Source organism: Vibrio gazogenes, assembly GCF_023920225.1.
GTDB classification, from domain to species: domain Bacteria; phylum Pseudomonadota; class Gammaproteobacteria; order Enterobacterales; family Vibrionaceae; genus Vibrio; species Vibrio gazogenes.
In genome coordinates, this window is record NZ_CP092587.1 from 1,058,998 (window position 1) to 1,083,374 (window position 24,377).

21 protein-coding genes are annotated in these 24,377 nt (G+C 47.0%); 14 read left to right on the forward strand and 7 right to left on the reverse strand.

All coding sequences use genetic code 11. From position 1 onward, the window contains the following. Positions 1-47: 47 nt before the first annotated feature. Positions 48-854 (reverse strand): hypothetical protein, encoded by an 807-nt coding sequence (locus tag MKS89_RS04885; protein ID WP_072962797.1) that lies wholly within the window; start codon positions 852-854, stop codon positions 48-50. Positions 855-1,210: 356 nt separating this feature from the next. Then, positions 1,211-3,256: a methionine--tRNA ligase gene (gene metG / locus MKS89_RS04890; protein ID WP_072962795.1), complete on the reverse strand. Its 2,046-nt coding sequence runs from the start codon at positions 3,254-3,256 to the stop codon at positions 1,211-1,213. Between the two features lie 281 nt (positions 3,257-3,537). On the opposite strand from metG, the gene apbC reads away from it, so the two are divergent. The 3 genes from apbC to MKS89_RS04905 all read left to right on the forward strand — a co-directional run bounded on the left by apbC (position 3,538) and on the right by MKS89_RS04905 (position 7,878). Next, complete coding sequence (gene apbC, locus MKS89_RS04895) at positions 3,538-4,608, forward strand: iron-sulfur cluster carrier protein ApbC (RefSeq protein WP_072962793.1); 1,071 nt, start codon at positions 3,538-3,540, stop codon at positions 4,606-4,608. 166 nt (positions 4,609-4,774) lie between these two features. Beyond that, positions 4,775-5,416 carry a uridine kinase gene (udk, locus tag MKS89_RS04900; RefSeq protein ID WP_072962791.1) on the forward strand — a complete coding sequence of 214 codons (642 nt, stop codon included), beginning with the start codon at positions 4,775-4,777 and terminating at the stop codon, positions 5,414-5,416. A gap of 323 nt (positions 5,417-5,739) precedes the next feature. Beyond that, positions 5,740-7,878 (forward strand): AsmA family protein, encoded by a 2,139-nt coding sequence (locus MKS89_RS04905; protein ID WP_072962788.1) that lies wholly within the window; start codon positions 5,740-5,742, stop codon positions 7,876-7,878. 123 nt (positions 7,879-8,001) lie between these two features. On the opposite strand, the gene cobO is transcribed toward MKS89_RS04905, so the two are convergent. Further along, positions 8,002-8,607 (reverse strand): cob(I)yrinic acid a,c-diamide adenosyltransferase, encoded by a 606-nt coding sequence (cobO, locus tag MKS89_RS04910; RefSeq protein ID WP_021019507.1) that lies wholly within the window; start codon positions 8,605-8,607, stop codon positions 8,002-8,004. 220 nt (positions 8,608-8,827) lie between these two features. Here cobO and MKS89_RS04915 point away from each other — a divergent pair, with 220 nt between their 5' ends. Further along, positions 8,828-9,289, forward strand: a complete 462-nt coding sequence (locus tag MKS89_RS04915; RefSeq protein WP_072962786.1) for a low molecular weight protein-tyrosine-phosphatase — start codon at positions 8,828-8,830, stop codon at positions 9,287-9,289. A 69-nt stretch (positions 9,290-9,358) separates the two neighbouring features. Here MKS89_RS04915 and MKS89_RS04920 read toward each other — a convergent pair whose 3' ends face one another. Then, positions 9,359-10,618 carry an outer membrane protein transport protein gene (locus MKS89_RS04920; protein ID WP_072962784.1) on the reverse strand — a complete coding sequence of 420 codons (1,260 nt, stop codon included), beginning with the start codon at positions 10,616-10,618 and terminating at the stop codon, positions 9,359-9,361. Between the two features lie 838 nt (positions 10,619-11,456). Between MKS89_RS04920 and fadI the strand changes: the two genes are divergently transcribed. From fadI to MKS89_RS04935, 3 genes are all read left to right on the forward strand, one after another. Continuing rightward, entirely contained in the window at positions 11,457-12,767 is a 1,311-nt protein-coding gene (gene fadI, locus MKS89_RS04925) for an acetyl-CoA C-acyltransferase FadI (RefSeq protein ID WP_072962780.1), read from the forward strand. Further along, positions 12,760-14,907, forward strand: a complete 2,148-nt coding sequence (gene fadJ, locus MKS89_RS04930) for a fatty acid oxidation complex subunit alpha FadJ (RefSeq protein ID WP_072962777.1) — start codon at positions 12,760-12,762, stop codon at positions 14,905-14,907. Before fadI ends, fadJ begins: the two co-directional genes overlap by 8 nt. Positions 14,908-15,045: 138 nt before the next feature. After that, on the forward strand, positions 15,046-15,594 hold the full coding sequence (locus MKS89_RS04935) for an NAD(P)H nitroreductase (RefSeq protein ID WP_072962774.1): 549 nt from the start codon (positions 15,046-15,048) through the stop codon (positions 15,592-15,594). 127 nt (positions 15,595-15,721) lie between these two features. Here MKS89_RS04935 and MKS89_RS04940 read toward each other — a convergent pair whose 3' ends face one another. Continuing rightward, on the reverse strand, positions 15,722-16,600 hold the full coding sequence (locus MKS89_RS04940) for a LysR family transcriptional regulator (protein ID WP_072962772.1): 879 nt from the start codon (positions 16,598-16,600) through the stop codon (positions 15,722-15,724). A 387-nt stretch (positions 16,601-16,987) separates the two neighbouring features. Here MKS89_RS04940 and MKS89_RS04945 point away from each other — a divergent pair, with 387 nt between their 5' ends. From MKS89_RS04945 to recR, 5 genes are all read left to right on the forward strand, one after another. Next, positions 16,988-18,094 (forward strand): response regulator, encoded by a 1,107-nt coding sequence (locus tag MKS89_RS04945; RefSeq protein ID WP_072962769.1) that lies wholly within the window; start codon positions 16,988-16,990, stop codon positions 18,092-18,094. A gap of 245 nt (positions 18,095-18,339) precedes the next feature. Then, positions 18,340-18,885: an adenine phosphoribosyltransferase gene (gene apt / locus MKS89_RS04950; protein ID WP_072962885.1), complete on the forward strand. Its 546-nt coding sequence runs from the start codon at positions 18,340-18,342 to the stop codon at positions 18,883-18,885. A 65-nt stretch (positions 18,886-18,950) separates the two neighbouring features. Continuing rightward, on the forward strand, positions 18,951-21,098 hold the full coding sequence (gene dnaX / locus MKS89_RS04955) for a DNA polymerase III subunit gamma/tau (protein WP_072962766.1): 2,148 nt from the start codon (positions 18,951-18,953) through the stop codon (positions 21,096-21,098). A 139-nt stretch (positions 21,099-21,237) separates the two neighbouring features. Next, a complete protein-coding gene (locus MKS89_RS04960) occupies positions 21,238-21,567 on the forward strand; it encodes a YbaB/EbfC family nucleoid-associated protein (RefSeq protein ID WP_021019517.1) in 330 nt (109 codons plus the stop codon). A gap of 15 nt (positions 21,568-21,582) precedes the next feature. Beyond that, positions 21,583-22,185 carry a recombination mediator RecR gene (recR, locus tag MKS89_RS04965; RefSeq protein ID WP_072962763.1) on the forward strand — a complete coding sequence of 201 codons (603 nt, stop codon included), beginning with the start codon at positions 21,583-21,585 and terminating at the stop codon, positions 22,183-22,185. A gap of 129 nt (positions 22,186-22,314) precedes the next feature. Here the strand turns inward: recR and MKS89_RS04970 are convergent, their stop codons facing one another. After that, entirely contained in the window at positions 22,315-22,587 is a 273-nt protein-coding gene (locus MKS89_RS04970; RefSeq protein WP_072962760.1) for a YkgJ family cysteine cluster protein, read from the reverse strand. Between the two features lie 138 nt (positions 22,588-22,725). Here MKS89_RS04970 and MKS89_RS04975 point away from each other — a divergent pair, with 138 nt between their 5' ends. Beyond that, on the forward strand, positions 22,726-23,175 hold the full coding sequence (locus MKS89_RS04975; protein WP_072962759.1) for a YcgN family cysteine cluster protein: 450 nt from the start codon (positions 22,726-22,728) through the stop codon (positions 23,173-23,175). Here MKS89_RS04975 and rrtA read toward each other — a convergent pair. Then, the gene (rrtA, locus tag MKS89_RS04980) at positions 23,148-23,741 is read right to left on the reverse strand and encodes a rhombosortase (protein WP_072962756.1); all 594 of its coding nucleotides are present in this window, start codon (positions 23,739-23,741) and stop codon (positions 23,148-23,150) included. The two genes, MKS89_RS04975 and rrtA, sit on opposite strands and share 28 nt — an antisense overlap. On the opposite strand from rrtA, the gene MKS89_RS04985 reads away from it, so the two are divergent. After that, positions 23,703-24,317 (forward strand): tRNA-uridine aminocarboxypropyltransferase, encoded by a 615-nt coding sequence (locus MKS89_RS04985; protein WP_072962754.1) that lies wholly within the window; start codon positions 23,703-23,705, stop codon positions 24,315-24,317. The genes rrtA and MKS89_RS04985 overlap by 39 nt on opposite strands. Positions 24,318-24,377 lie beyond the last annotated feature (60 nt).

Sequence of the window (24,377 nt, forward strand, 5' to 3'; positions counted from 1 at the left end):
ACTTTTCGGGGCGTCATGTGCGATGACACATGACGCCTTTTATTGGTCTAGGCGGTGAGTAACTTTGGGAGTGGTAAATACAGTGTCTCAATGAGTTCTCCCAGCATATGGTCGTAAACATGAGCAATACTCAACGAGATATCTTCACTCATCTGATACATCGCTTCAGCACTGATATGAGAGTCAAGGGATTTACCCACATCTGATAAAATTACCAGAGCTTTGGTACACGTCGGGGAGGAGATCGATAAGGGACTCACCATCGTTAACTGGTTCACTTTTCTTGCGAGTATGTCTGCACAGTGTTGTAAACGTGTTTGTCCTTCGGGTGTATTCATCTCTTCGATACAGATCCTGAATTGTGTCAAAGCGTCCATTGCATCAATGACTTGCTGCCAGTTCATATGATATTCATCACTCAAATCTTCCCGGTTGACTTCAATTAACCAAGCCAGCATGACTTCATCCATAAGAAACATACAGTGGCGGATTGCTTTACCGTGAATCATTTGATTGCGTGAAATCGTCCGTTCCGACCAATCCCGAATGAGGGCTTTCAGTTTGAGTTGAAGCACTCGATACATTGGCTTGTTATCAAAATGAGCAATGGAAATGAGGTGAGTGGTTTTCTCATTCAGCAGTCCGGCGAGATGCTCGATTTCAACATCTCTGTGCTCACCAAACATGAGAACATGGTGTGTGGCACTTCGATGTTGGCGACACAGATACAGCACCTGACGTAAATCAACAAGCAGTTCATACTTCCGTTGCAAGGTCGATTCACGTTGTTTGGCAAGATAAAACATGAATCCGAGTATACTGACGGAAATCAGCATCGAAATAATGACAAACATAACCAACTCCTTGTTTTTAGAGAGACGGCTTGATTTTGTGGTTGTTGCCCCTTGTGCAATATAGCGTTGTGTGCGCTAAAAACATCAGCCAATTGCATTGAAAGTAAACACGTCTCCCCCACAAAGGTCAAGACACCTTTGTATCCTTGTCGTTAAACAGAAGCAGAATTAGTGCCAGATTATTTTATTTTTAAAATCATTATCTTAACCTTTGATTCATGATTGCATTGCACCGTCGTTGTGCACAAATGATGATCTTGGGGAGATGTTGTATCTGTGTGTGTGGATGCGTATTGATAAAAAAGGCCTTATCGGTATCCGATAAGGCCTCTAATAGGTTGATAATACTATCAATCTTACATGACGCGCATACCCGGACGGGCACCTTCATGCGGTTCGAGTATCCAGAGCTCTTTTCCGCCCGGACCCGCAGCGAGAATCATGCCTTCAGATAAGCCAAACTTCATTTTCCGAGGCTTCAGGTTGGCAACCATCACAGTATATTTACCTACGAGTTCTTCAGGCTGATAAGCGGCTTTGATACCGGAAAAGACCTGACGAACCTCACCACCGATATCCAGTTGGAACTTGAGTAACTTATCCGCTTTGGGGACCGCTTCACAAGATAAGATCTTCGCAATACGGAGATCAACTTTGGCGAAATCATCAAATTCAATCTCTGGGGCGATTGGATCTTTACTGAGTTCCGTCTCTTCCTGAGCGGATGCCTGAATGATGGCTCTTTCGGCCTCAACCGCTTCTTTGGAAGCATCGACCATCGCTTCAATTTGTTTTGGATCAATGCGGCTGAAGAGGGCTTTAAACGCTGCAATCTCATGATCAACTAAAGGTTGTTGGATGGCATCCCAGCTCAGCTCTTGATTGAGGAATGCTTCACTACGGCTTGCCAGCGCTGGCATCACGGGTTTGAGGTAAGTCATCAGGACGCGGAACAGGTTCAGACCCATTGAACAGATCTCTTGCAGCTCCTGTTCTTTTCCTTCCTGCTTGGCAATCACCCACGGAGCTTTTTCATCAACATATTGGTTGGCTTTATCCGCCAAGGCGGTGATCTCGCGGATCGCCCGGCCAAACTCTCGGTTTTCATACAGTTCACCGATATGCTCAGCGGCATCAATAAATGTCTGATACAGCTCTGGTTCGACACAAGTCGCTGCCAGTTGTCCTGCAAAACGTTTGTTGATAAAACCTGCATTGCGTGATGCAAGATTAACGATTTTATTGACGACATCCGAGTTCACCCGTTGGGTGAAATCTTCCAGATTCAAATCGAGGTCATCAATGCGGTTATTGAGTTTAGCTGCGTAATAGTAACGCAAGCACTCTGGATCAAGATGGTCTAAATAGGTACTCGCTTTGATGAATGTCCCTTTGGACTTCGACATCTTCGCGCCATTCACGGTGACATAGCCGTGAACGTATACGTTATTCGGCTTACGGAAACCCGATCCTTCCAGCATAGCTGGCCAGAACAGGCTGTGGAAGTAGACAATATCTTTACCGATGAAGTGGTAAAGTTCGGCCTGACTGTTTTTGTGCCAGTATTCGTCGAAATCCAGATCATCGCGTCGATCACATAAATTTTTAAACGACCCCATGTAACCGATCGGTGCATCGAGCCAGACATAAAAATATTTACCGCTTTCGCCCGGGATCTCAAAACCGAAATAAGGCGCATCGCGTGATATGTCCCACTGTTGCAGACCGGATTCAAACCACTCCTGCATTTTATTGGCCATTTCTGTTTGTAAAGAACCAGACCGTGTCCACGCTTTCAGCATGTCTGCAAATTGGGGTAAATCAAAGAAGAAATGCTCAGAATCTTTCATCACCGGTGTCGCACCGGATACGGCAGACTTCGGATTGATCAAGTCTGTCGGGCTGTAGGTTTCGCCACAGGCATCACAGTTATCACCATATTGATCTTCTGAGTGACATTTAGGGCAGGTGCCTTTGACAAAACGATCAGGCAAAAACATTTCTTTTTCAGGATCGTACAGTTGGGAAATCGTCCGGCTGGAAATAAATCCGTTAGCCTTGAGTTGTTGATAAATCAGCGAAGAAAGCTCACGGTTTTCTTCACTGTGAGTGCTGTGATAGTTATCAAAGCTAATATCAAAACCGGCAAAATCTTTCTGGTGTTCTTGACTGACCGAAGCAATCATTTCTTCTGGCGTGATCCCCATCTGCTGTGCTTTCAGCATAATCGGGGTACCGTGTGCATCATCTGCACAGATAAAGTGAATGACATTGCCGCGTAGGCGTTGGTAGCGTACCCAGATATCCGCTTGAATATGCTCCAGCATATGGCCCAAGTGGATAGAACCGTTGGCATACGGTAGGGCACAAGTTACCAGAATTTTTCTTGGTTCAGTTGCCATAACTTATCTTTCGCTCTGTCTGTTATACTCGGATGGCCTCAAAATATAGTCGTATGAAAGTTTGATATGTGATTCTGAGGTTGCCGGAGTGATGTATCAAAAATTTGTGACTGCTAATACTACCCGATGACAAGAATAACGCCAAGGCGTTATTCCTTTCTCTTGCAGGGGTTCTGTCTGGTTTACTGTGGTGTTAGCATAGGCTTTTGGCGCTACCTGATGAACGTGTCGTCACAGGTGAGCGTGTCGATTGAAATCGTATCCGGTCAAGAAGGTAATCTATGCGGCAGCTTACACCTCCCCAACAACTCTGTATCTGGTTGAATCAATTTTCTCACCCTTGTTTGCGTTCCGATTGGGCATCCCAACCGGGGCTGGTTTACACCCATGAAGATGACCGCTATCACATTGAACTCCCTTTTGCTGCGAATACGCTGGCGGACGAGCTACGCCAATGGATTGCAGCGCAAGCTGATCGACCTGTTGCCGGTGACATTTGTGTCCACATCGTGCCGAAAACTTTGCAGACTCAGGTCGCTTCTCCCGTCAAAGGGGTCAAAAATATTATTGCAGTCACTTCAGGAAAAGGCGGTGTCGGTAAATCCACAACCGCGGTCAATCTGGCCTTGGGACTGGCTGCCTCTCATGCTCGTGTCGGCATCTTGGATGCAGATATTTACGGACCATCGGTTCCGATGATGTTAGGGACTGTCCATGCGGAACTGGCGGTTCGTGATGAACGTTGGATGCAACCGGTGCTGTCACACGGACTGTATTCACATTCGATCGGTTATCTGATGAGTCAGGATGATGCCGCCGTATGGCGAGGTCCGATGGCCTCCAAAGCGTTTCAGCAACTGCTCAATGAGACCGAATGGCCGTCGTTAGACTATTTGGTGGTGGATATGCCACCGGGCACCGGAGATATCCAACTCACCTTATCACAGCAGATGCCCCTGACCGGCGCGGTGGTGGTCACCACACCGCAAGATTTGGCACTCGCGGATGCTCGCAAAGGTGTGGCGATGTTTGAAAAGGTCAATGTCCCTGTCGTCGGGTTGGTGGAGAATATGAGTTACCACATCTGTAGTCAGTGTGGTCACCGTGAAGACCTCTTTGGGACTGGTGGAGCGGAGAAAATGGCGCAGGAGTACGGCTTGAGTCTATTGGCGCAAATTCCATTACACCGGCAGGTTCGTGAAGATATTGATACAGGTTGCCCGACCGTTGTTGCACGACCTGAAAGCGAGCATGCTCAGCTTTATCTGGCGATGGCTGAGCGGATTGCCAGCCATTTGTATTGGCATGGTCAGGTGATTCCGGATGCGATCCCCTTCACTCATCTGAAATGAGTTTTGTATTGATTGGACAGGGATTGTCCGTGTTAAGTGCTACTTTGATGAAAGAAAAGATAAATTATGTTTTTTTAACCGTGTGAATCTGGTATCCGACGGAGCTTGTCTCTATAATCACGCCCGCTTATCTGGTTTCTTAGTCAAATGTATCGAGTGAACAATCATGTCTGATCACAATCAATGCGTCATTATAGGGATTGCTGGCGCTTCTGCCTCAGGGAAAAGTCTTATCGCGAGTACCATCTACCGTGAATTGCGAGCCAAAGTCGGTGACCACCAAATCGGTGTGATTACCGAAGATCGCTACTATAAGGATCAAAATCATCTGAGTATGGAGCAACGGGTCAAAACCAATTATGACCATCCGAGTGCGTTGGACCATGATTTATTATGTGAACATTTACAGCAATTGGTTCGTGGAGAGTCGGTTGATGTCCCCGAATATAGTTATACCGAACATACCCGCACAGACAATACGCAGCGTATGAATCCGAAAAAGGTCATCATCCTGGAAGGGATTCTGTTGTTAACTGAGCCGCGTCTGAGAGAATTAATGCATGCGACTATTTTTATGGATACACCTTTAGATATTTGTCTGCTGCGTCGCGTGAAACGTGATGTTGAAGAGCGGGGACGAACGCTGGATTCGGTGTTGAAACAGTATCAGGAAACGGTCAGACCGATGTTTTTACAGTTTATCGAGCCGTCTAAACAGTATGCAGACATCATTGTTCCGCGTGGTGGGAAAAACCGGATTGCTATCGATGTGTTGAAAGCTCATATCGCCAAGTTGCTCAAGTCCTGAACCGGGTATTGCACTGACTTTCTGTTGATTACGGAAATGGCACCTGACAGCGTGCCATTTTTTATTCTCCCCGCCAGATAAACACTTCCATCATATGATGATGCCCTCAATGGTGCATGACGATGAAACAATTATTTCTCTATTGAGCCGCATTTTTTGACATGAGTCTGACGTTGAGCAGAGCGAGACAAAGTGCATATGGTTGTCATTTGATTATAAAATACCTATCTTAAGAAACATTCTTATCGATCAACGGTCTTAGTTCTCTCTAAGAGAGCAGGAAAATGAGTGATCCGAAAAATAAGTGATCAGGAAAATTGCCAATGAAAAAATTACTCCTCACGGTTGTGATAATTTGCGCTGTGATTGCCGCTGGCATCATCACATTAGTCACCGTCGTTGACCCGAATCAGTTCAAGCCGCTGATTGTTGAACAAACGAAAAAAGCAACGGGAATGGATGTTGTGATTGGCGGTGATATCCGCTGGCAGTTTTTCCCTGCGATTGGTTTTCAGGTTGATGATGTATCGCTGAAAAATCCAACAGGCTTTCAGCGACAAAACTTACTGCATGTGTCACACCTGTCTATTGATGTGGCGGTGATGCCACTTCTGGATAAAGAGTTAGACATCGGCAGTATCAATCTGGACGGTGCTGATATTCAGATCGAAACCTTGCGGGACGGTACCACCAATTTAGATCGTCTGCTCCATCAACAGCAAGCACAGCAAACGGACACGGCGAAGCCGACCGATGCTGCCACGCCTGAGCAGCAGACATCAACGGATTCAACTCAGTCGACTGAAAAGGCGCAGCCATGGCAGGTTAGCGTGGCTGGCGTCGATATCCGCGAAGCTCGTATCGCGGTACTCAATGAGGCTCAGCCAGAAAATCAACTCTCGCTTGATGATGTGAATCTGACGGTGAGTGCTTTTGCCCCAAACCAGTGGACGACATTTTCTTGGTCTGTCCAGGGGAAACGGGCCGTGCAACAATTCTCGGTCGCGGGAGAGGGCGACTTTCGTTTATCCGCTGATTATCGCCACTATGCGCTACGCCAGATATCGGTGAAGGGCAGTTATCAGGATGAAACGAACGATATACGTACTCTGACGTTGTCTTTACCGATGTTCGAAGTCGGTCAGGATGCACCGTTTGAGGTGGCTGTTGCAGGTAAACTTGCCGACAATGACATCGATTTTAGCGGGAAAGGCACATTGAATCTGGATGCACAGTATCAGTATGTTCGGGTCAATGGGTTGGATACGCAATTAAAGCTGACTGGCGCGCAACTGCCCGTGAGTCCGTTATCGGTTGCGGTGCAGGGAAATCTTCGGATGAATCTGCCTGAAAGCCAGTTGGATATGAGCGATTTAAAACTACAAGTGGCGGATGTGAAATTACAAGGGAACACGTCGCTTCATTTGGGGAATAAGCCTGCGATTCATTTCCGGCTTCAGGGTGATCAGATTGATCTCAGTCCATTTTTACCACCAGCAACGGACACTGCTGCTGCCACACAAGAGGAGACATCGGCTCAAGCTGCGGTGGCTGCTGCGAATTCGTCGACACAAGCCGCATCGACTCAAGAACCGGATCTGACTGCGCTCAAAGCATTTGATCTCGACGGGACGTTAAATATTGCCGGGCTCAAAGCGCAGAAACTGGCGTTAAACAACTTAGGGATCAAAGTGAATCTGCGACATGGCGTGCTGACACTTGCTGAGTTACAGGCCGATTTATATCAAGGCCATTTACAAGGGAGTGGTGTCCTCAATGCTAGCGTGGCACCTGCGACTTATCAGATGCAGCAGTCTTTGCAAGGGATTCAGATCCAACCGGTGTTAAAAGCGGTGGCTGATAATGATCGTCTTGAAGGTCAAGGTTCAGTCGAACTTGATCTGCACGGCCGGGGTTTAAGTGAAAAACGCCTTAAAGAGAACATTGCCGGGACAGTGAAAGTTCAATTGCAAGATGGTGCGGTCAACGGTATCAATGTTGCTCAAGTCATTCGTCAGGGCTACGCCAAACTGAAAGGCAAACTGTTGGATGACACTGAAAGTGTACAGAAAACAGACTTTAGTGCCGCCAGTGCGACACTCCACTTAAGCCAAGGTGTGGCCACCATCAAAGAGAGCGCGTTACAGTCTCCGCTATTGCGTGTGCATACCCAAGGTGACGTGAATTACGTGGCGCAAACCGTAGATGTGGTTGTTCGTGCATCGATTGTCGGGACGTTGAAAGGCCAAGGCGGAAAAGACATCAATGAGCTGAAAGATGTCACTATTCCGATTCAGGTCAAGGGAAGCTGGACACAACCTCAATATAAGCTGGTGTTCGATGATGTTGCGAAACAAAAAGTGCAGAAAGAACTCGACAGAGGTTTGGAAAAACTGGATGGCAAAATCAAAGATGAGCGTACCAAGAAAGCGCTGAACAAGCTGCTTAAGGGACTTTTTTAGCATGTTCTCGCCCAAGCGCAAATCCGTGATTCCAATATGATGGCTAAGTGACGATCAAGTTGCGCTAAAAAACAAGGACAGGCTAAAACCTGTCCTTGTTGCGTTGTTTGCATCGGGTCACTGTTACCAGTCGATCCCTTGCTGCGCTTTTACACCCGCTTGAAAAGCGTGTTTGACGTTTTTAACTTCTGAAACAGTATCTGCCAGATCAAGCAGTTCTCGATGTGCACCACGTCCGGTAATGATGACCGTTTGCATCGGAGGCCGTTGTTGCAGTGCGGTGAGAACCTCTTCCAGTGCCACGTAGCCATAACTGACCATATATGTCAGCTCATCTAACAAGACCACGTTGAGCGTTTCATCTTGCAACATCTGTTGGCATTGTTCCCACACGGCCTGTGCGGCAGCGGTATCCGTATCTTTATTCTGGGTTTCCCAAGTGAACCCGGTTGCCATGACATGAAATGTGACGCCCAATTTTTCCAGTAGGTTGCGTTCTCCGTTATCCCATGTGCCTTTTATAAACTGTGCCACGCCGCAATTCAGACCATGTCCGACGGCTCTGGCAACCGTACCGAAACCGGATGTTGACTTGCCTTTTCCATTGCCGGTAATCACGATCACGATCCCGCGTTCTTCGGTTGCTGATGCAATTTTTGCATCAACTTTTTCTTTGATTCGTTGCTGGCGTGCCTGATAACGATCAGATTGGTTATCTTCATTTGACATGGTGTCAGATTCCTATTTCATGGGCGCAATAGCGGTATCATAGCGTAATGATGCGATTGCAAAAACCATAGCTTCAGTATGGTCAGTCCTAACAGGATGAGCCACCGGCAAACTTGGTCATTGGCTTGAAACTTGTTCGCTTAAAAACTGCGAATTTGATACCAGCATGTAACTCAAGTACGATTCAATCAATCACAAGCAATCATCACAAGGGTCATCCATGCGTCAACATAAACAATCAATTCTGGTGGTCTGTATGGGCAACATTTGTCGTTCTCCGACAGGAGAAGCCGTGCTCAAAGCGAAAGCTGCGCAAATGGGCATCGCGGTTGACGTCGATTCTGCCGGAACCATTGCTTACCATCAGGGGAACCCACCGGACCGCCGGGCGCGAATGGCCGGAGAACAACGCGGCTATAGTTTTGCCGGGATGAGCGCCAGACAAGTGACAAGCGATGACTTCGCACGGTTTGATATGATTCTTGCCGCCGATCGGGATAACCTCGCTGATTTACAGGCCAGATGTCCCGCAGAGCACCAACATAAGTTATCGCTGTTTCTCAGTCACGGTCAGTCAACAGAAGATGAAATACCGGACCCTTATTATGGCGGCGATGCCGGATTTGAACGGGTGTTAGATTTGTTGGAAGAGTCAGCAGAAGCAGTGTTAAGAAAGTTATAATCCGCACCGGATAAAAAAATCCGCCAGAGCGGCGGATTTTTGTGTTTATACGGCGGACAATATCAGGTCTTAGAAGCTGCGGCTGTATTGTAGTCCCAGTAGGACTGCGTCAGCATGTGTAGTGCCGGTGATCTTGCCGAAACTCGATTCTTCAGTGACGGAGATATCTTCACCGATTAAGTAAGTGAAGCCGAAATCGATATTCGATTTTTCATCCAAGTGATAGGTGAAACCGGCCGAAAGCCACTGGCGATCCGAATCAGGTACAGAGATCGAGCGGACATCGTCTTGTGCACTGGTGTCGTACATATAGCCGGCACGGAGTGTCCAGGTCTGGTTCAGGAAGTAGGTGCCACCCAGCGAATAATGCCAGCCATCTTTCCACTGATAACTATTAATCGTGCCACTGGTCTCGGCTGCGAGGACATCGAATTCAGACCACTTGATCCACTGAATACTATAGTGAACAGCGTAATCGTCATTCAAACGGTGATAACCGGAGAATTCGGCAAAATCAGGCAGCGGCATCACGACTGTATCAGAGATACTGCCACTGGCTTGGGTGTACTTTGCCGATTCAACATCGCCATCCGCTTTGAGATCCGGGCTGTAGTGATAGTCGACACCAAAACGGTTGCTCTCATTATATTCGTATACGGCACCCAAGTTATAGCCGACAGCCCAGCCGTCGGCATCAAGGTCAGTACCGACACCTGAGCTTACGTTTGCTGTTTTTACTGCTACTTGTGCCTGCGGACTGAGTGGGCGTTTGAACTTACCTTGTCCGTAGATCAGATCCAAACCGGCACCAAGACTCCATTGTTCATTGATTCGATAAGAACCGACCACACCGAAGTTGAAACTTTTCACATCGGTTTTTCCACCGAATTCGTATCCGGCATAGCCATCGTCAAATTCAGTTTTAGTCCCGAAATTTGAATAGGCGTTGAGCCCCCAGGCAAATTTTTCATTGACTGGGACGACGAGATAGATGTTCGGTGCAAACGATGTGTCACCCGCACCAGAGTAGTTGGCATTACTTTGGGTTTTGGCGATCTTATTGGTGTAGGTTGCATCGTCCACATCAATCAGTGTGGTGATGCTTTCAACACCAAGTGACAGGGAAACATCATCAAACAGAGCCATGGCTGCTGGGTTTTTCGCAATAACAGAGGCATTGTCTGCGATGACGGCATCACCAGCGAAAGCACGGCCAAGTCCGGTCGCTGATTGTGCATTGAGTTGAAAACCTGCGGCAAAGGACTGCTGGGCGGTCACTGATACTGCTACTGCGATCAGGGTTTTCTGAAACAAGCGCGTCTTGTTCATAGATAAATTTCCTTTTTTAACGGTCTCTAAATGGACCTTGTCCAGTAAATATCCCTAGTATTATTAGAGTATTTACTTAGTTGGCGGCTGATACTAGTGACTAGTGTAGGGCATAGAAATCCGACCAGTTTAAATTTATGGTGTAAAATTACTGATCTGGTAGCTATATGGCATGAATTGGGGTGAAAAAGTTACTTTTTAGAGTATGTGCTCTATCAGAATGAAGTGGTTAAATCATCAAATTGTCATATTTTTAGTGTGGAATTATAGGGTTATATTGATGGATGTATCACGTAGAGCCGTTGACCAATTCTTATATGTGGTAAACTTTCATACATTTTTTGGGGCTTTTGCCGTGCTTCTGAAAGAATTTAGGCTTTTTTCTGTAAATCAAAACAAAATTGATCTATTTCAAAAATTATTCACAGAAAGTCATTATAGTAGCTCATGTCATCTGGTTAGCCGTCAGGTTAACATGTTGAGCAAGATGACACTTCCTTTTGAAGGCTGACTTTACTTTCTCCTAATCAGGAAACTGATTTTTCAATTGGCGTAAGTTAATTGCTTTATACATTCCAACCACACAGTTTTGTGTGGTTTTTTTTTGCTTCAATTTTCATATGAGGATTCACTGCCTGTGTGATAGAAGCATGACTTTCACCCTATTCCCTTTTCACCCGATCACCTTTCGTCAGAGAGCGCTGATATTCAAAATGTGCTTAGTCGCTCTTTTTACAAAAGAAAATTTTGCAAAAGAAAATGAAGTGGTTGTTTGGCATCTGTTAACAATTTAGCTACAATTGCAACAGGTCAGACCTCTACTCTATAAGGACATCATATGGCGACAAAACTATGCCGGACACACGCAGGAGAGCGGGTCGCGATTGTGAGCGGTATTCGCACCCCCTTTGCCCGTCAGTGGACAGCGTTCCGCCAGGCTACCGCGATTGAGTTGGGCACGATGGTGGTGAATGAATTACTACAACGCACCGGTATCGATAAACAATTGATTGATCAAGTGGTCTTTGGTCAGGTGATTCAAATGCCGGAAGCCCCCAATATTGCTCGGGAAATTGTGCTGAATGCCGGGTTAGATGTTCATACCGATGCCTACAGTGTGACACGAGCCTGCGCGACAAGCTTGCAGGCATTGACCGCAGCATCAGAAAGTATTCTCAGTGGTCACACGGACATTGCAATTGTCGGTGGTGCTGATTCTTCGTCTGTCCTACCCATCGGCGTATCGAAAACATTGGCGTCGGCATTGTTAGCCAGCTCGAAAGCGAAAACGCTGACAAAAAAGATTCAGGCCTTTAAACGTATAACATTTCGCGATCTATTACCGGTTCCTCCCGCAATCGCCGAGTATTCTACCGGTTTGTCGATGGGCGATACGGCTGAACAAATGGCGAAGACTTATCAAATCAGCCGCGAGGATCAGGATGAATTGGCCTTTCAGTCTCATCAGAAAGCGGCCGCAGCTTGGGCGTCGGGTAAATTGAGCGCTGAAGTGATGACAGCCTATCCGAAGCCTTATCAGGCCGTGCTGGAGCAGGATAATAACTTGCGGGCAGATACCGACCGGGATGCATATCGCAAATTGCGGCCTGCGTTCGATCGTCGTTTCGGGACGGTCACTGCCGCTAACAGCACGCCCTTAACCGATGGTGCCGCAGCAATGCTGATCATGCGCGAGCAGCGCGCGAAAGAATTAGGACTGCCAATCTTAGGCTATCTACGATCCTATGCTTATCAAGCCATCTCGGTCAAACGGGATATGTTGATGGGGCCGGCACATGCGACACCGCTTGCTTTAGAAAGAGCAGGGCTGACATTAGCGGATATCTCGTTGATCGAAATGCACGAAGCGTTTGCATCTCAAGTGCTGGCGAATCTGAAAATGTTTGCCAGCCCGAATTTTGCCAAGCAAATAGGACGCAGTCACCCTATCGGAGAAGTCGATATGACACGACTCAATGTTTCCGGAGGATCGATTGCGTATGGTCATCCGTTCGCAGCAACCGGTGCCAGACTGGTCACACAATTACTTCACGAGCTGAATCGCAGAAACGGCGGTTTTGGTTTGGTGACGGCGTGTGCTGCCGGTGGTTTGGGCTCTGCATTGGTACTGGAGGTTGATCATGACTGAATTGCATGATTCTGAGCAGAAAAGTTTTCATCTGACGATTGAAGATGATCTCGCTTGGCTGGCGTTGGATGTGCCAGAGGAAAGCATGAATACACTGAAAGCATCATTTAGCGATGAGATTGATGCCATTCTGACGGATTTGTCGCAAGCGGAGCAGCGCGTTAAAGGTTTAGTGATTTATTCCCGTAAACCGGATAATTTTATTGTCGGTGCAGACATCACCATGTTCGAGCAGTGCCAATCGGCCGAAGATGCTGCGAGTCTGGCAAAGATGGGGCAGGATATTTTTCACAAAATTGAAGCGCTGCCGTTTCCGGTTGTCGCTGCGATTCATGGCGTATGTCTGGGGGGCGGGCTTGAGCTGGCATTAGCGTGTGATTATCGTGTCTGTAGTGATGACCCAGCCACGGCTTTGGGTTTGCCTGAAGTTCAGTTGGGTTTGCTACCCGGCTCAGGCGGTACACAACGACTCCCGCGTCTGATCGGATTACTGCCCGCACTCGATCTGATTCTGACGGGTAAAAAAGTCCGCAGTAAAAAAGCATTGAAACTTGGTCTGGTCAACGCTTGTGTTGCGCAAGATGGGTTATTGAATGCTGCGCGGATGATCATCGAAAAACCGACGGACTTCAAGATCCGCTCCGGCTGGAAAAAGCGCTTGACGAAAGGGGTGCTGGCGTTGAAAACCGTCCGCCATTGGGTCATCGAACAGGCTCGCAAGAAAGCACAGGTGAAAGCGAAGCATCATTATCCTGCGATTGATGCCATTTTGGATGTTATCCGACAAGGTTTAGATGACGGTATGAGTGTCGGACTGAGCAAAGAGTCTCAAACATTTGGCCGTTTGGCGATGACCCGCGAATCTCAGGCATTGCGGTCTATTTTTCTCGCCACATCTGCACTCAAACGGGAAATGAAAGCGGATGATCGGGTGAAAGAGGTTCAACATGTCTCGATTTTAGGTGGTGGACTGATGGGTGCCGGTATCGGCTATGTGACGGTCGATAAGGCGAAAAAAAGACTCAGAGTCAAGGATGTCAGTCATCAGGGGGTGCTTCACGCATTTCAGTATATCTATCAACGTTTGAATAAAAAATGTCAGCGCAAGTATCTCTCTGAAGCTGATGTACGGGCATCAATGGCGCAGGTCTCTGGCGGGGTCGATTTTTCCGGCTTCGGCGAAACCGATGTTGTGATTGAAGCCGTATTTGAAGATTTGAAACTGAAACAAGAGATGGTGTCGTCGGTTGAATCACATACCCGAGAGGACACGATCTTTGCGTCAAATACCTCTTCTTTGCCGATTCATGACATTGCGGCTCATGCTGCCCGGCCAGAAAATATCGTCGGTTTACACTATTTTAGTCCGGTAGAGAAAATGCCGTTGGTTGAAGTGATCCCTCACCAAGGGACAGCCCCTGAAACGATTGCAACGGTTGTCCGGTTAGCTTATCAACAAGGGAAAACACCGATCATTGTTCAGGACCAAGCCGGATTTTATGTCAATCGTATTCTCGCCCTCTATATTAATGGGGCGGTACAGTGTTTGATTGATGGTGAGCCGATCGAAAAAATTGATCAGGCGTTGGTCGATTTCGGCTTTCCGGTTGGTCCGATGACGTTACTTGATGAAGTCGGGTTTGATGTGGCTTTTAAGATCTCACCGATTCTCGTTCAAGAGTTGGGTGAGCGCTTCCTTACACCGCCAGCATTGGCGCAGCTAATCAGTGATGGAAGAAAAGGACGGAAATCCGGATTGGGATTTTATCGGTATAAAGGCAAGAAGAAACAGCCGGATCGTTCGATTTACCGTCAGCTAAAAATTCGCGAGCAAGTTTCACTCAGTCATCACGATATTGCATTGCGCTGTGTACTACCACTCTTGAATGAAGCGGTTATGTGTCTTGACCAATCCGTGATTCGCAATGCTCGTGACGGAGATATCGGTGCCATTTTCGGGATTGGTTTCCCGCCATTTTTAGGGGGACCTTTCCGTTATATGGATCAGGTTGGGTTGTCGCAGATTGTCGAGCAAATGCAGACGCTGTCTGGTGATCTTTGTCAGCCATGTCCTGCGTTAATGGCGCGTCTGGAGCATCAGCAACTGTTTTATTCAGAGGAGAGTCCGGAGACAAAATAACAGGGCGGTTGATAGCCCATGCTTGAGTCGGACAAATATGTGTGTGTTGCTGCGACTCTTCCGGAGAACAATTGGAGTGGTAATAAAGCTAGTGTATGCTAACTTGGATTGTCAAACTGTTGGCTAAAAGGACGAAAAATGGATGCATTAGAATTACTGCTAAATCGCCGTTCCGTTGCGAAATTAGGCGCACCGGCGCCAGAAGGGAATGTCTTGGAAAATATTATCCGTGCGGGGCTTCGAGCTCCTGATCATGGTGGGTTGACGCCTTGGCGTTTTGTGATTGCCCAAGAGCACGGATTAAAGAAATTGTCGGATATTTTAGTGCAAGCTGTGATTGCTGATCAGGGTGATGAAGCGCAGCTTGAAAAAGTCAAAAATGCACCTTTTCGAGCGCCGATGGTGATTACCGTGATCGCCAAAGTCACACCGCATGAAAAAGTTCCGGCGTTAGAGCAACATTTATCGGCCGGATGTGCCGTGCAGGCCATGCAAATGGCAGCGCAGGCGCAGGGATTCCAAGGTGTGTGGCGTTCCGGTAAATGGATGTTCCATCCGTTAGTCCATCAGGCTTTTGGTCTGGCAGGTGATGATGAGATTGTCGGTTTTCTCTATTTAGGCACACCGCTGCTTGAACCAATGAAAGTGCCTGACCGAAATTTATCCCGTTTTGTAGAATACTTATAAGATAAGTACCGTTACCGATGTTGTAACACCAAGTATTAACTTTTAACAAAATGTATTGACGAGCGTGAATCATCCTGATGATTTTGGGTCGGGGTGATTCACTGATTTCTGAACCGACCAGATGGTGTTATGAATCCATATGGTATGACATGACGAAATCAATAAAGAGTCTGACTTTCTCAGGCAGATGATCTTTGTGATTGTAGAGCATATAGATATCTCGAGAGTTAGCGCTCCAGTCTTCCAGAACCTGAACCAATTCACCGAGTTCCAGATATTCTTTGATCATGACGTCTGGCATGAGTGTAATGCCTAATCCTTCAGAACAGGCCATACGGATGACATCCAGTGTATTGGCCTGAAACCGTCCCCGCTCATTATTTGTTACGTGCTCTCCCTTGGTGTTTGTGAGTTGCCATTTGAGCAGCGGATTCCCCTTCAGCAGTGAATGGTGGACGAGCTCTTCTGCGTGATGTGGTGCCGGGTGTTTCGCCAGATAAATCGGACTGGCGACAAGAATATCTTTGACTTCATTAATTTTGCGGGCGATGAGTGAAGAATCACGTTGAGGTCCGACCCGAAAAATGACATCCCACTCGGTGGGGTCGAGCTGGTCGGCATGATTGCTGGTGGTGAGCTCAAGGTTGATCTCTGGAAAGTTTCGCATGAAAGCCGTAAACATCGGCATCATCATCCGTTTCGTTAGGTTGGAGGGGGCCGATATTTTTATTTTGCCTGACGCGCCCCGACATTCGTCACTGATTTCTTCGGCGGCGATTGATAAACGCTGTAAAAGAGGAGAACACTCCTCGAAGAAACGCTCACCAGCTTCAGTCAGCGATAATTTGCGAGCATGGCGGTTGAGTAGCCTTAAGTTCAGCGAGTCTTCAAGCGCCTGAATACGCCGGGTGATGGTTGCTACCGGTATCAGGGTTCTCCGTGATGTTGCTGTGTAACTTCCATTCTCGACTACCAAGCGGAATAGATTTAAATCGTCTAATTTCATGGTTTCCTGACATAACGGTTAATTAACGGGTTTCACCTATATACACGGAACTGAATTGTCAAAGTTTGAGGCATATCAACATGTTTATCGAAAACTCATTTTCCAAACATAGTGTATATCCGTAAGAATGGCAGTGGAACATCGAATTTGAAGCTTATTTTTGCGTTCAAAAATAATATTTGTTGTGGTGCATGCCTATTTGAACCGGTGTTTTAATGTATAGTATAGGATGCAAAACGGAAGTGAAATGTTTGTACTAACAGCCCGGAGCGGCTACTTTTAGTAAAAGCTATTATAATTCTCAATAATAAATTCGTGATGAGGTGTTTACCTAGCGAAGCTTTTGAACTCACTTTCTCCACATTTTGCGTTTGTGAGGCAGTTAGTATGTTTAAACCCGAATTTCCTGACTCAGAGAAATTTTCTGGGCAAACACCGTTAAGTAATAAAACGATCCTTGTTGTTGATGACGATCCGGTTTTTCGTCGGATTACCTGTGGTTACCTCTTGTCGCAAGGATGTACCGTTCATGAAGCTGAAGACGGTTTGGAAGGGCTGAAACAGTTGAGAGTTCAACGCCCTGACTTAGTGATCTGTGACATTTCAATGCCAGTTTTGAACGGGTTGGAATTTGTTGAAGAAGTGAGTCTGGCCTATCCTTGTTTACCGATGATTGTTATTTCAGCGACTGATGATATGTCCGATGTTGCCCGTGCCTTGAAACATGGGATTAAAGATTTTCTCTCCAAGCCTATCAGTGACTATTCTCATTTAGGACAAGCGATTACCAATACCTTGAGTGATACACATAGCCATGTCTCGGATCAACGTGATTTTTCCAGCCAGTGGTTTCAAGTCGAAGATGGTGGTGATATTCCGGAAGAACAGGAATTATATTGGCATCTGGAATATTTACAGCAGAATTTAAGTGCTGCCAGAGAACTGCTCAATGCGTTATTGCCGGAAAATGATACCAGTCAAGGCGTCTGGCGATGTAGTTATCGTTTACTTCAGTCTGCCGATACCATGCCCCTTGTGTTTGACTATGCTTGGCTCATGAACGGTCAATATGCTTTCTATATTGTCGATTCAGAGTCTCAGTCGAGTGATGGTATTGCAACGACTTTATTGATTCGGGCTCTGTTCCATGACTATTTACGCGGCCTGCAATCAATGGGCGCCGATTTGAAGGATCTGGCTGATATCTTAGAAAAAGGGATTAGTTGTACCGAATGCGCCTATTCAATTTCAGCCATGATTGGTATTGCGAATCTGAGTGATGGGACATTATCGATTTTGCCAGCGGGTATGGATTGCTTCTGGAGTAACGGTCAAAATAGTCAGCATATCGCTGGTGGTGTTTCGCTTGGTGACAACTGCCGGAAAAATTTCATCACCCAGGATTTACCATTGCGAGAAAGTTCCGAGATCTCTGTCAGTCGTCTCGGTGTCAGTTCATTCTCACTGAATATCAGTCAAAAAACTGAATCATAAAACGACATTACTTTTGTTTCTCATCATCGCATGATGCACTTTTCGCATGATTCCGGTTGAGAGCCTGTTGCTAAGTCCGAAGAAAATCACTAGCATGAGCGGGAAGTGTGCCCACCCTTCGAGTGGGCGTTTGTTTTTTAGGCACCACCAATTTTGCAGTGGTATGCTTGTTTTTTACTGAGACCGCGCGAACGTCAATCAACAAACCAGTTTGAGGCGGGTATCCAGACAAATAGACATAGATGATGACTACAGACACAATTTCACTGATTAAATCCAGCATTAAAAGTATCCCTGATTATCCGAAGCCAGGCATTCTGTTTCGAGATGTCACCAGCCTGATGGAAGATGCGCAAGCATATCGGGCCACGATCCAACTGCTGGTCGAACGATATAAAGAGATGGGATTTACCAAAGTGGTCGGAACGGAAGCACGAGGATTTCTCTTTGGTGCACCGTTAGCGATTGAGTTGGGAGTCGGCTTTGTGCCCGTTCGTAAACCGGGGAAACTTCCGAGAAAGACAATTTCTGAGTCTTATGAGCTGGAATACGGTATGGATACGCTAGAAATTCATGTCGATGCAATTCAAGAAAATGATCAGGTTTTGATCATTGATGACTTACTGGCTACCGGTGGCACGATTGAAGCGACGACTAAACTAATTCGACGGCTCGGTGGTAAAGCTGAACATGCCGGTTTCGTGATTAATTTGCCGGAATTAGGTGGCGACAAGCGTTTGGAAGCTTTGGACTTAGAGGTTTTCAGTATTTGTGATTTCGAAGGTCACTGAGTTGACGATCATTCATGATCAGCAAAGATTTGAATGATGAACAGAAAGTGTAAACGGAATAACTTATGAGTTATCTAGCATTAGCAAGAAAGTGGCGACCCACGCAGTTTTCTGAAGTTGTCGGACAGGCACATGTACTGACCGCTTTAGAAAATGCATTGGCACAGAATCGACTGCACCATGCCTACCTTTTCAGCGGTACAAGAGGGGTAGGTAAAACCACCATCGGCCGGTTATTTGCTAAGGGACTCAACTGCGAAACCGGCATTACCGCCCATCCTTGCGGGCAGTGTGCTGCTTGTCAGGAAATCGAACAGGGTCGGTTTGTTGATTTACTTGAAATCGATGCCGCGTCACGCACGAAAGTCGAAGATACCCGCGAATTGCTGGATAACGTGCAGTATAAGCCTGCACGGGGGCGGTTTAAGGTTTATCTGATCGATGAAGTCCATATGTTGTCCCGTCACAGTTTCAATGCACTGCTCAAAACGCTGGAAGAACCACCAGAATATGTCAAGTTCTTATTGGCAACGACGGATCCTCAGAAATTGCCGGTGACCATTCTGTCCCGCTGTTTGCAGTTTCACTTAAAACCGATTGGGATCGATCACATTGAGCAGCAGCTTGCATTCATTCTCAATGAGGAACAAGTCACTGCTGAGGCGCGTGCTTTGGGAATGATTGCCCATGCAGCCGATGGCAGTATGCGAGATGCGCTGAGTCTGACGGATCAGGCGATCGCACTCGGAGATGGGGAGATTCAGGCAAGTCTTGTGTCTCACATGTTGGGAACCATTGATACAGATCAGGCGCTCCATCTTTTGCAGGCATTAAGCCACAAGCAACCTCAAACCGTAATGGCCTACGTCGAACAAATTGCAGCAAATGGCATTGCATGGGATGCATTGTTGCAATCGCTTGCCACTCAAATTCATCGCATTGCGATGTATCAAATGCTGCCTTCGACGTTAGATAAATTGCAGCCCGATGCAGAAAAAATCAAGCAACTGGCGCAAGACCTCAGTGCTGAAGATGTACAACTGTTTTATCAGATTGCACTGAAAGGACGGGACGATTTACCGCTCTCGCCGACACCGCGCATTGGTCTGGAGATGGTATTACTGCGAATGATGGCCTTTCGTCCCGTCGCGGTTTCTCCTCTCCAGGGGATCAGCACCGACGTCAGTTCTAATGCTACAGCGCAAAAACCGGCACCGGTGGTGGGTGATCATGGTCTGACCGCGTCAACGGCAGAACCTGTTGCATCAACACCTTCTCATCCTCATCAGCCTGAATATCAACGTGAGACGCATGAGAATGCTCACTCTGCACCAGATTCGGCTGCAAATATTCAACCTATGTCTCAGCCTCAGCCAGCCACTGAAGCCGAGTCACCGGCTCCGGTTGATCGTGACGCGTCAGTCGCACCAGCAGTGCATGACAACCATCCATCCACGTCACGCGTTGGCCTGAGACATCAGTTACGTTCTCAACGTCAGTCTGTCCAGTCGTCAGGGGCATCGACAAAAGGCTCATCCGTAAAAGGTTCATCGATAAAAGGGACTGCGCCAAAAAAGTCTGAGACGGCATCAACAAAACCAGATTCGGTTTTTGATCGGTTGATGCAAAAGCGGAATAATGATCTTTTGATGCCGTCGGCTGTTGATTCCGTGTTGGATGCCGAGGCCGCAGTTGATGCAAATGAGCCATATCAATGGCGTCCCACAATCGAAGTTCCGAAACAATCAGTCGATAAGTCAGTCACTCCGGCAGCATTGAAGCAGGCGCTGGCACATGAAAAAACGCCGGAAATGGCGGCCAGATTGACCGATGAGGTTATTCAAGAAGATGAGTGGGCTGCGCTGATACCGCAGTTGAATTTACCGAAACTTATCGAGCAGTTAGCCTTGAATTCATCCTATCAACTGGAAGGTAATACGGTTCATTTATCATTACGTGAACATCAGGCGCATTTGAATACTGATAAAGCTCAAGCTATTTTGAAAGAAGCGTTAGAACACGCGCTGAAAATGACTTGTACATTAGAGATTCGAGTGGCAGATAGTGGTGTAACACCATTGGAACGCCGGGAACTGCGTTATCAAGCAAAACTGGAACAGGCGTTTGTCAGTTTGCATGATGATCCCAATGTTCAATTTATCCAGCAACGTTTTCAGGCACAGTTAGATCAAGAGAGTGTCCGTCCGGTTTAATGCGCTTAATTTTTCTCCTATGTTGACGTAGAAATGAGCGTCAGCATCAGGTGTAAAACGTAGGCCTAAGAAGGGGGGTTGAATTCCCGGCAGGGAACCCCCACAGTATGTGTAATATATCAATGACAGAGAGATAAACATGTTTGGTAAAGGCGGAATGGGCAACCTGATGAAGCAAGCCCAGCAAATGCAAGATCGTATGCAGAAGCTTCAAGAAGAAATTGCAAATATGGAAGTCACTGGTGAAGCTGGTGCAGGTCTGGTCAAAGTGACTATGACCGGCGGTCATAGCGTTCGTCGGGTCGAAATTGATGAAAGTCTGATGGAAGACGATAAAGAAATGGTTGAAGATTTGGTTGCTGCTGCCTTTAATGATGCTGCCCGTCGTATTGAAGAAACCCAAAAAGAGAAAATGTCATCCGTGACGGGTGGAATGCAACTTCCTCCTGGTATGAAGATGCCATTTTAATGGTTCAATAAATTTATGCGTACCAGTCAAATGCTGGAACATCTGATGGAAGCCTTGCGTTGTCTACCCGGGGTCGGCCCCAAATCAGCACAACGCATGGCTTTTCATTTGTTACAGCGTGATCGTCAAGGGGGGCTTCGCTTAGCGGATGCGCTGAGTCAGGCAATGACTGAAATTGGTCATTGTCAGACGTGCCGAACATTTACCGAAGAAGATGTTTGCCATATTTGCAAAAATCCCAAACGACAGGAGAACGGCCAACTCTGTGTGGTTGAAAGCCCTGCGGACATTGCAGCTGTTGAAGCAACAGGACAGTTTTCGGGCCGTTACTTTGTTCTCATGGGACACCTATCCCCCTTAGATGGAATTGGCCCGGCAGATATCGGTTTGGATCTACTCGATTTTCGCTTGCAACAAGGCGGTATTACCGAAGTGATTCTGGCGACGAATCCGACCGTCGAAGGAGAAGCAACGGCACACTATATTGCCGATTTGTGCCAAGTACATCATGTTTCAGCGAGCCGTATCGCGCATGGTGTGCCTGTTGGCGGTGAGCTGGAATTGGTTGATGGGACGACACTGTCTCACTCGCTCATGGGGCGCCAGCGACTTTCCTGATTTTATCTCGTGGGTTTCAGCTATCCATTATGCGAGACATTCGTCATATCGAATTTCTCGCATGTTGCATTGGTTAGGCTGCAGAGATTAAGCCGCCATATTCAATTCAAACATGATCCTGCCGCGTAATCAGTGGGACTGCTTCAATGGGGAAAATGTTGTGTTTTCCAGATCACTGATAATGGTCAGCGCCTCTTGATCGCTGGCACCACAGATTGCCACATCACTTTTGAAATCACTGCATACCTGAGGACGAGCATCGGAGCCGAACAGTTTACAGAGATTATTTTCATCTAATTGGACACAGCGAACCCCGGCTGGTTTGCCGTCAGGCATTCCCGGAATCGGGGAAGAAATACTTGGTGCGATACAGCAGGCGCCACAGCCTAAACGACATTCCATAAATCCTCTGAGAGCCATCATTGTTCAAACTAACCGATCATAACAGACTGGATCCCGATTGGTATACGTTTGTGCTTGAACTCTTTGTCTCAGGCAGGTATAAACCGTATCCGAATCCATAACCACAGAAGTACCAACATGACTATTCCATTCTGGCAAACCAAATCATTAGATGAGATGAGCGAAAGCGAGTGGGAATCGCTGTGTGACGGCTGTGGTAAATGTTGCTTACATAAGCTAATGGACGAAGATACCGAAGAAGTTTACTACACCAATGTGGCCTGTAGCTGGTTGAACAGTAAAACCTGTGCCTGCAAGGATTACCCCAACCGTTTTCAATCCGGTGAGGAGTGTCTGAAACTGACTCGGGAAAATATCGATGAATTTCACTGGTTACCGGAAACTTGCGCTTATCGTTTGTTAGCTCAACATCAACCATTGCCCGAATGGCATCCGTTAATCACCGGCTCTAAATCAGCCATGCACGCAGCCGGAGAGAGCGTTCGCAACAAAGTCGTTTATGAAATTGATGTGGTAAATTGGGAGGATCATATCTTGAATCATCCCGGATCGGCTGAACCCAAATAAACCTTGATGTGGGTACTAAACCCGAGGAGTAATCCTCCCACCAGACCGAGTAGATGCGCTTGAATGGCAACCGGTGCTTCAATCAGCGCTCGGGTTGTCTCGGAAGCGCCGAAATACTGCTCCCAGAAAACCTTGCTACATACACCCACAACGAGTAACCAACTGCTTTTTCTGCCTTGCAAAGCTTCGCTCAGCGCAAAGCTGGCAAATAAACCATGTAATATACCGGACAGTCCGACATAGAAATAAAGCTCAGTCCAGAAAAGTCCAATACCAATGAATACTCCCAATAGCAGGATTTGTTGCCAGAGTATGCGTGCGGAAGGCCGAAAAATGAAAGTAATCAACCAGAGTGCGATCAGATTCATCGCCAGATGGGCAGTATTGGTATGGGTGAAGTTTCCTGTTACGATCCGCCACCATTGACCTTGCGTGATGGCCTGTCTGTCCCAGACCAGTGCATCCGCGATCGGAGAGAACTGAGCGAGGATACAAATGAAACTGATCAGGATAAGTGTGAGATAGAGATGGGATCGCGTTATTGTATTCAATGTCAAAAAGCGCATAAGGCCTGTCTTTGCTCCACGATTGTCCCGTTGTCATCAGCGATTGAGCTTATCATCCTTCAGCATCCGACAGAAGTCCGGAAGCCGGCCGGAACGGCAAGTATTCTGACTTTATCTCTGGAGAATGCTGTGTGTCTGGTTGGCGAAAACTTTACTCAAGATGAAACATTGAACGCTTTATTGAATGAAACGGATGTTGCACATTTTGTCCTGTTTCCCGGAGAAGGCTCTGCCTGTGTCAGTGACATTCCGGCGCCTTCACCCTCGCAGCGCTATAGAGTCATTTTGCTTGATGGTACTTGGAAGAAAGCTTATAAAATGTGGCAATTATCGACCATCTTGCATGAACTTCCCAGACTGCACTTACCGGAATCCCTCCAGAGCTGCTACCTGATTCGCAAAGCCCCTCGAGACAACTGCCTCTCAACTGTTGAAGCCGGATATCATGTATTGTCGAACTGGCAACCGGATCAGGACTTCAGCCCGCTATTGCATAGCTTCGAACAAATGATTCAGTTTCAGCTTGCACAGATGCCACCCGAAGTCAGACAAAGATATGAAGGGGACACTCGCTAGAAGATTTTAGAAGATTAAAGGATTAAAGAGGACACACACCTATAATCAATTAATAAATGC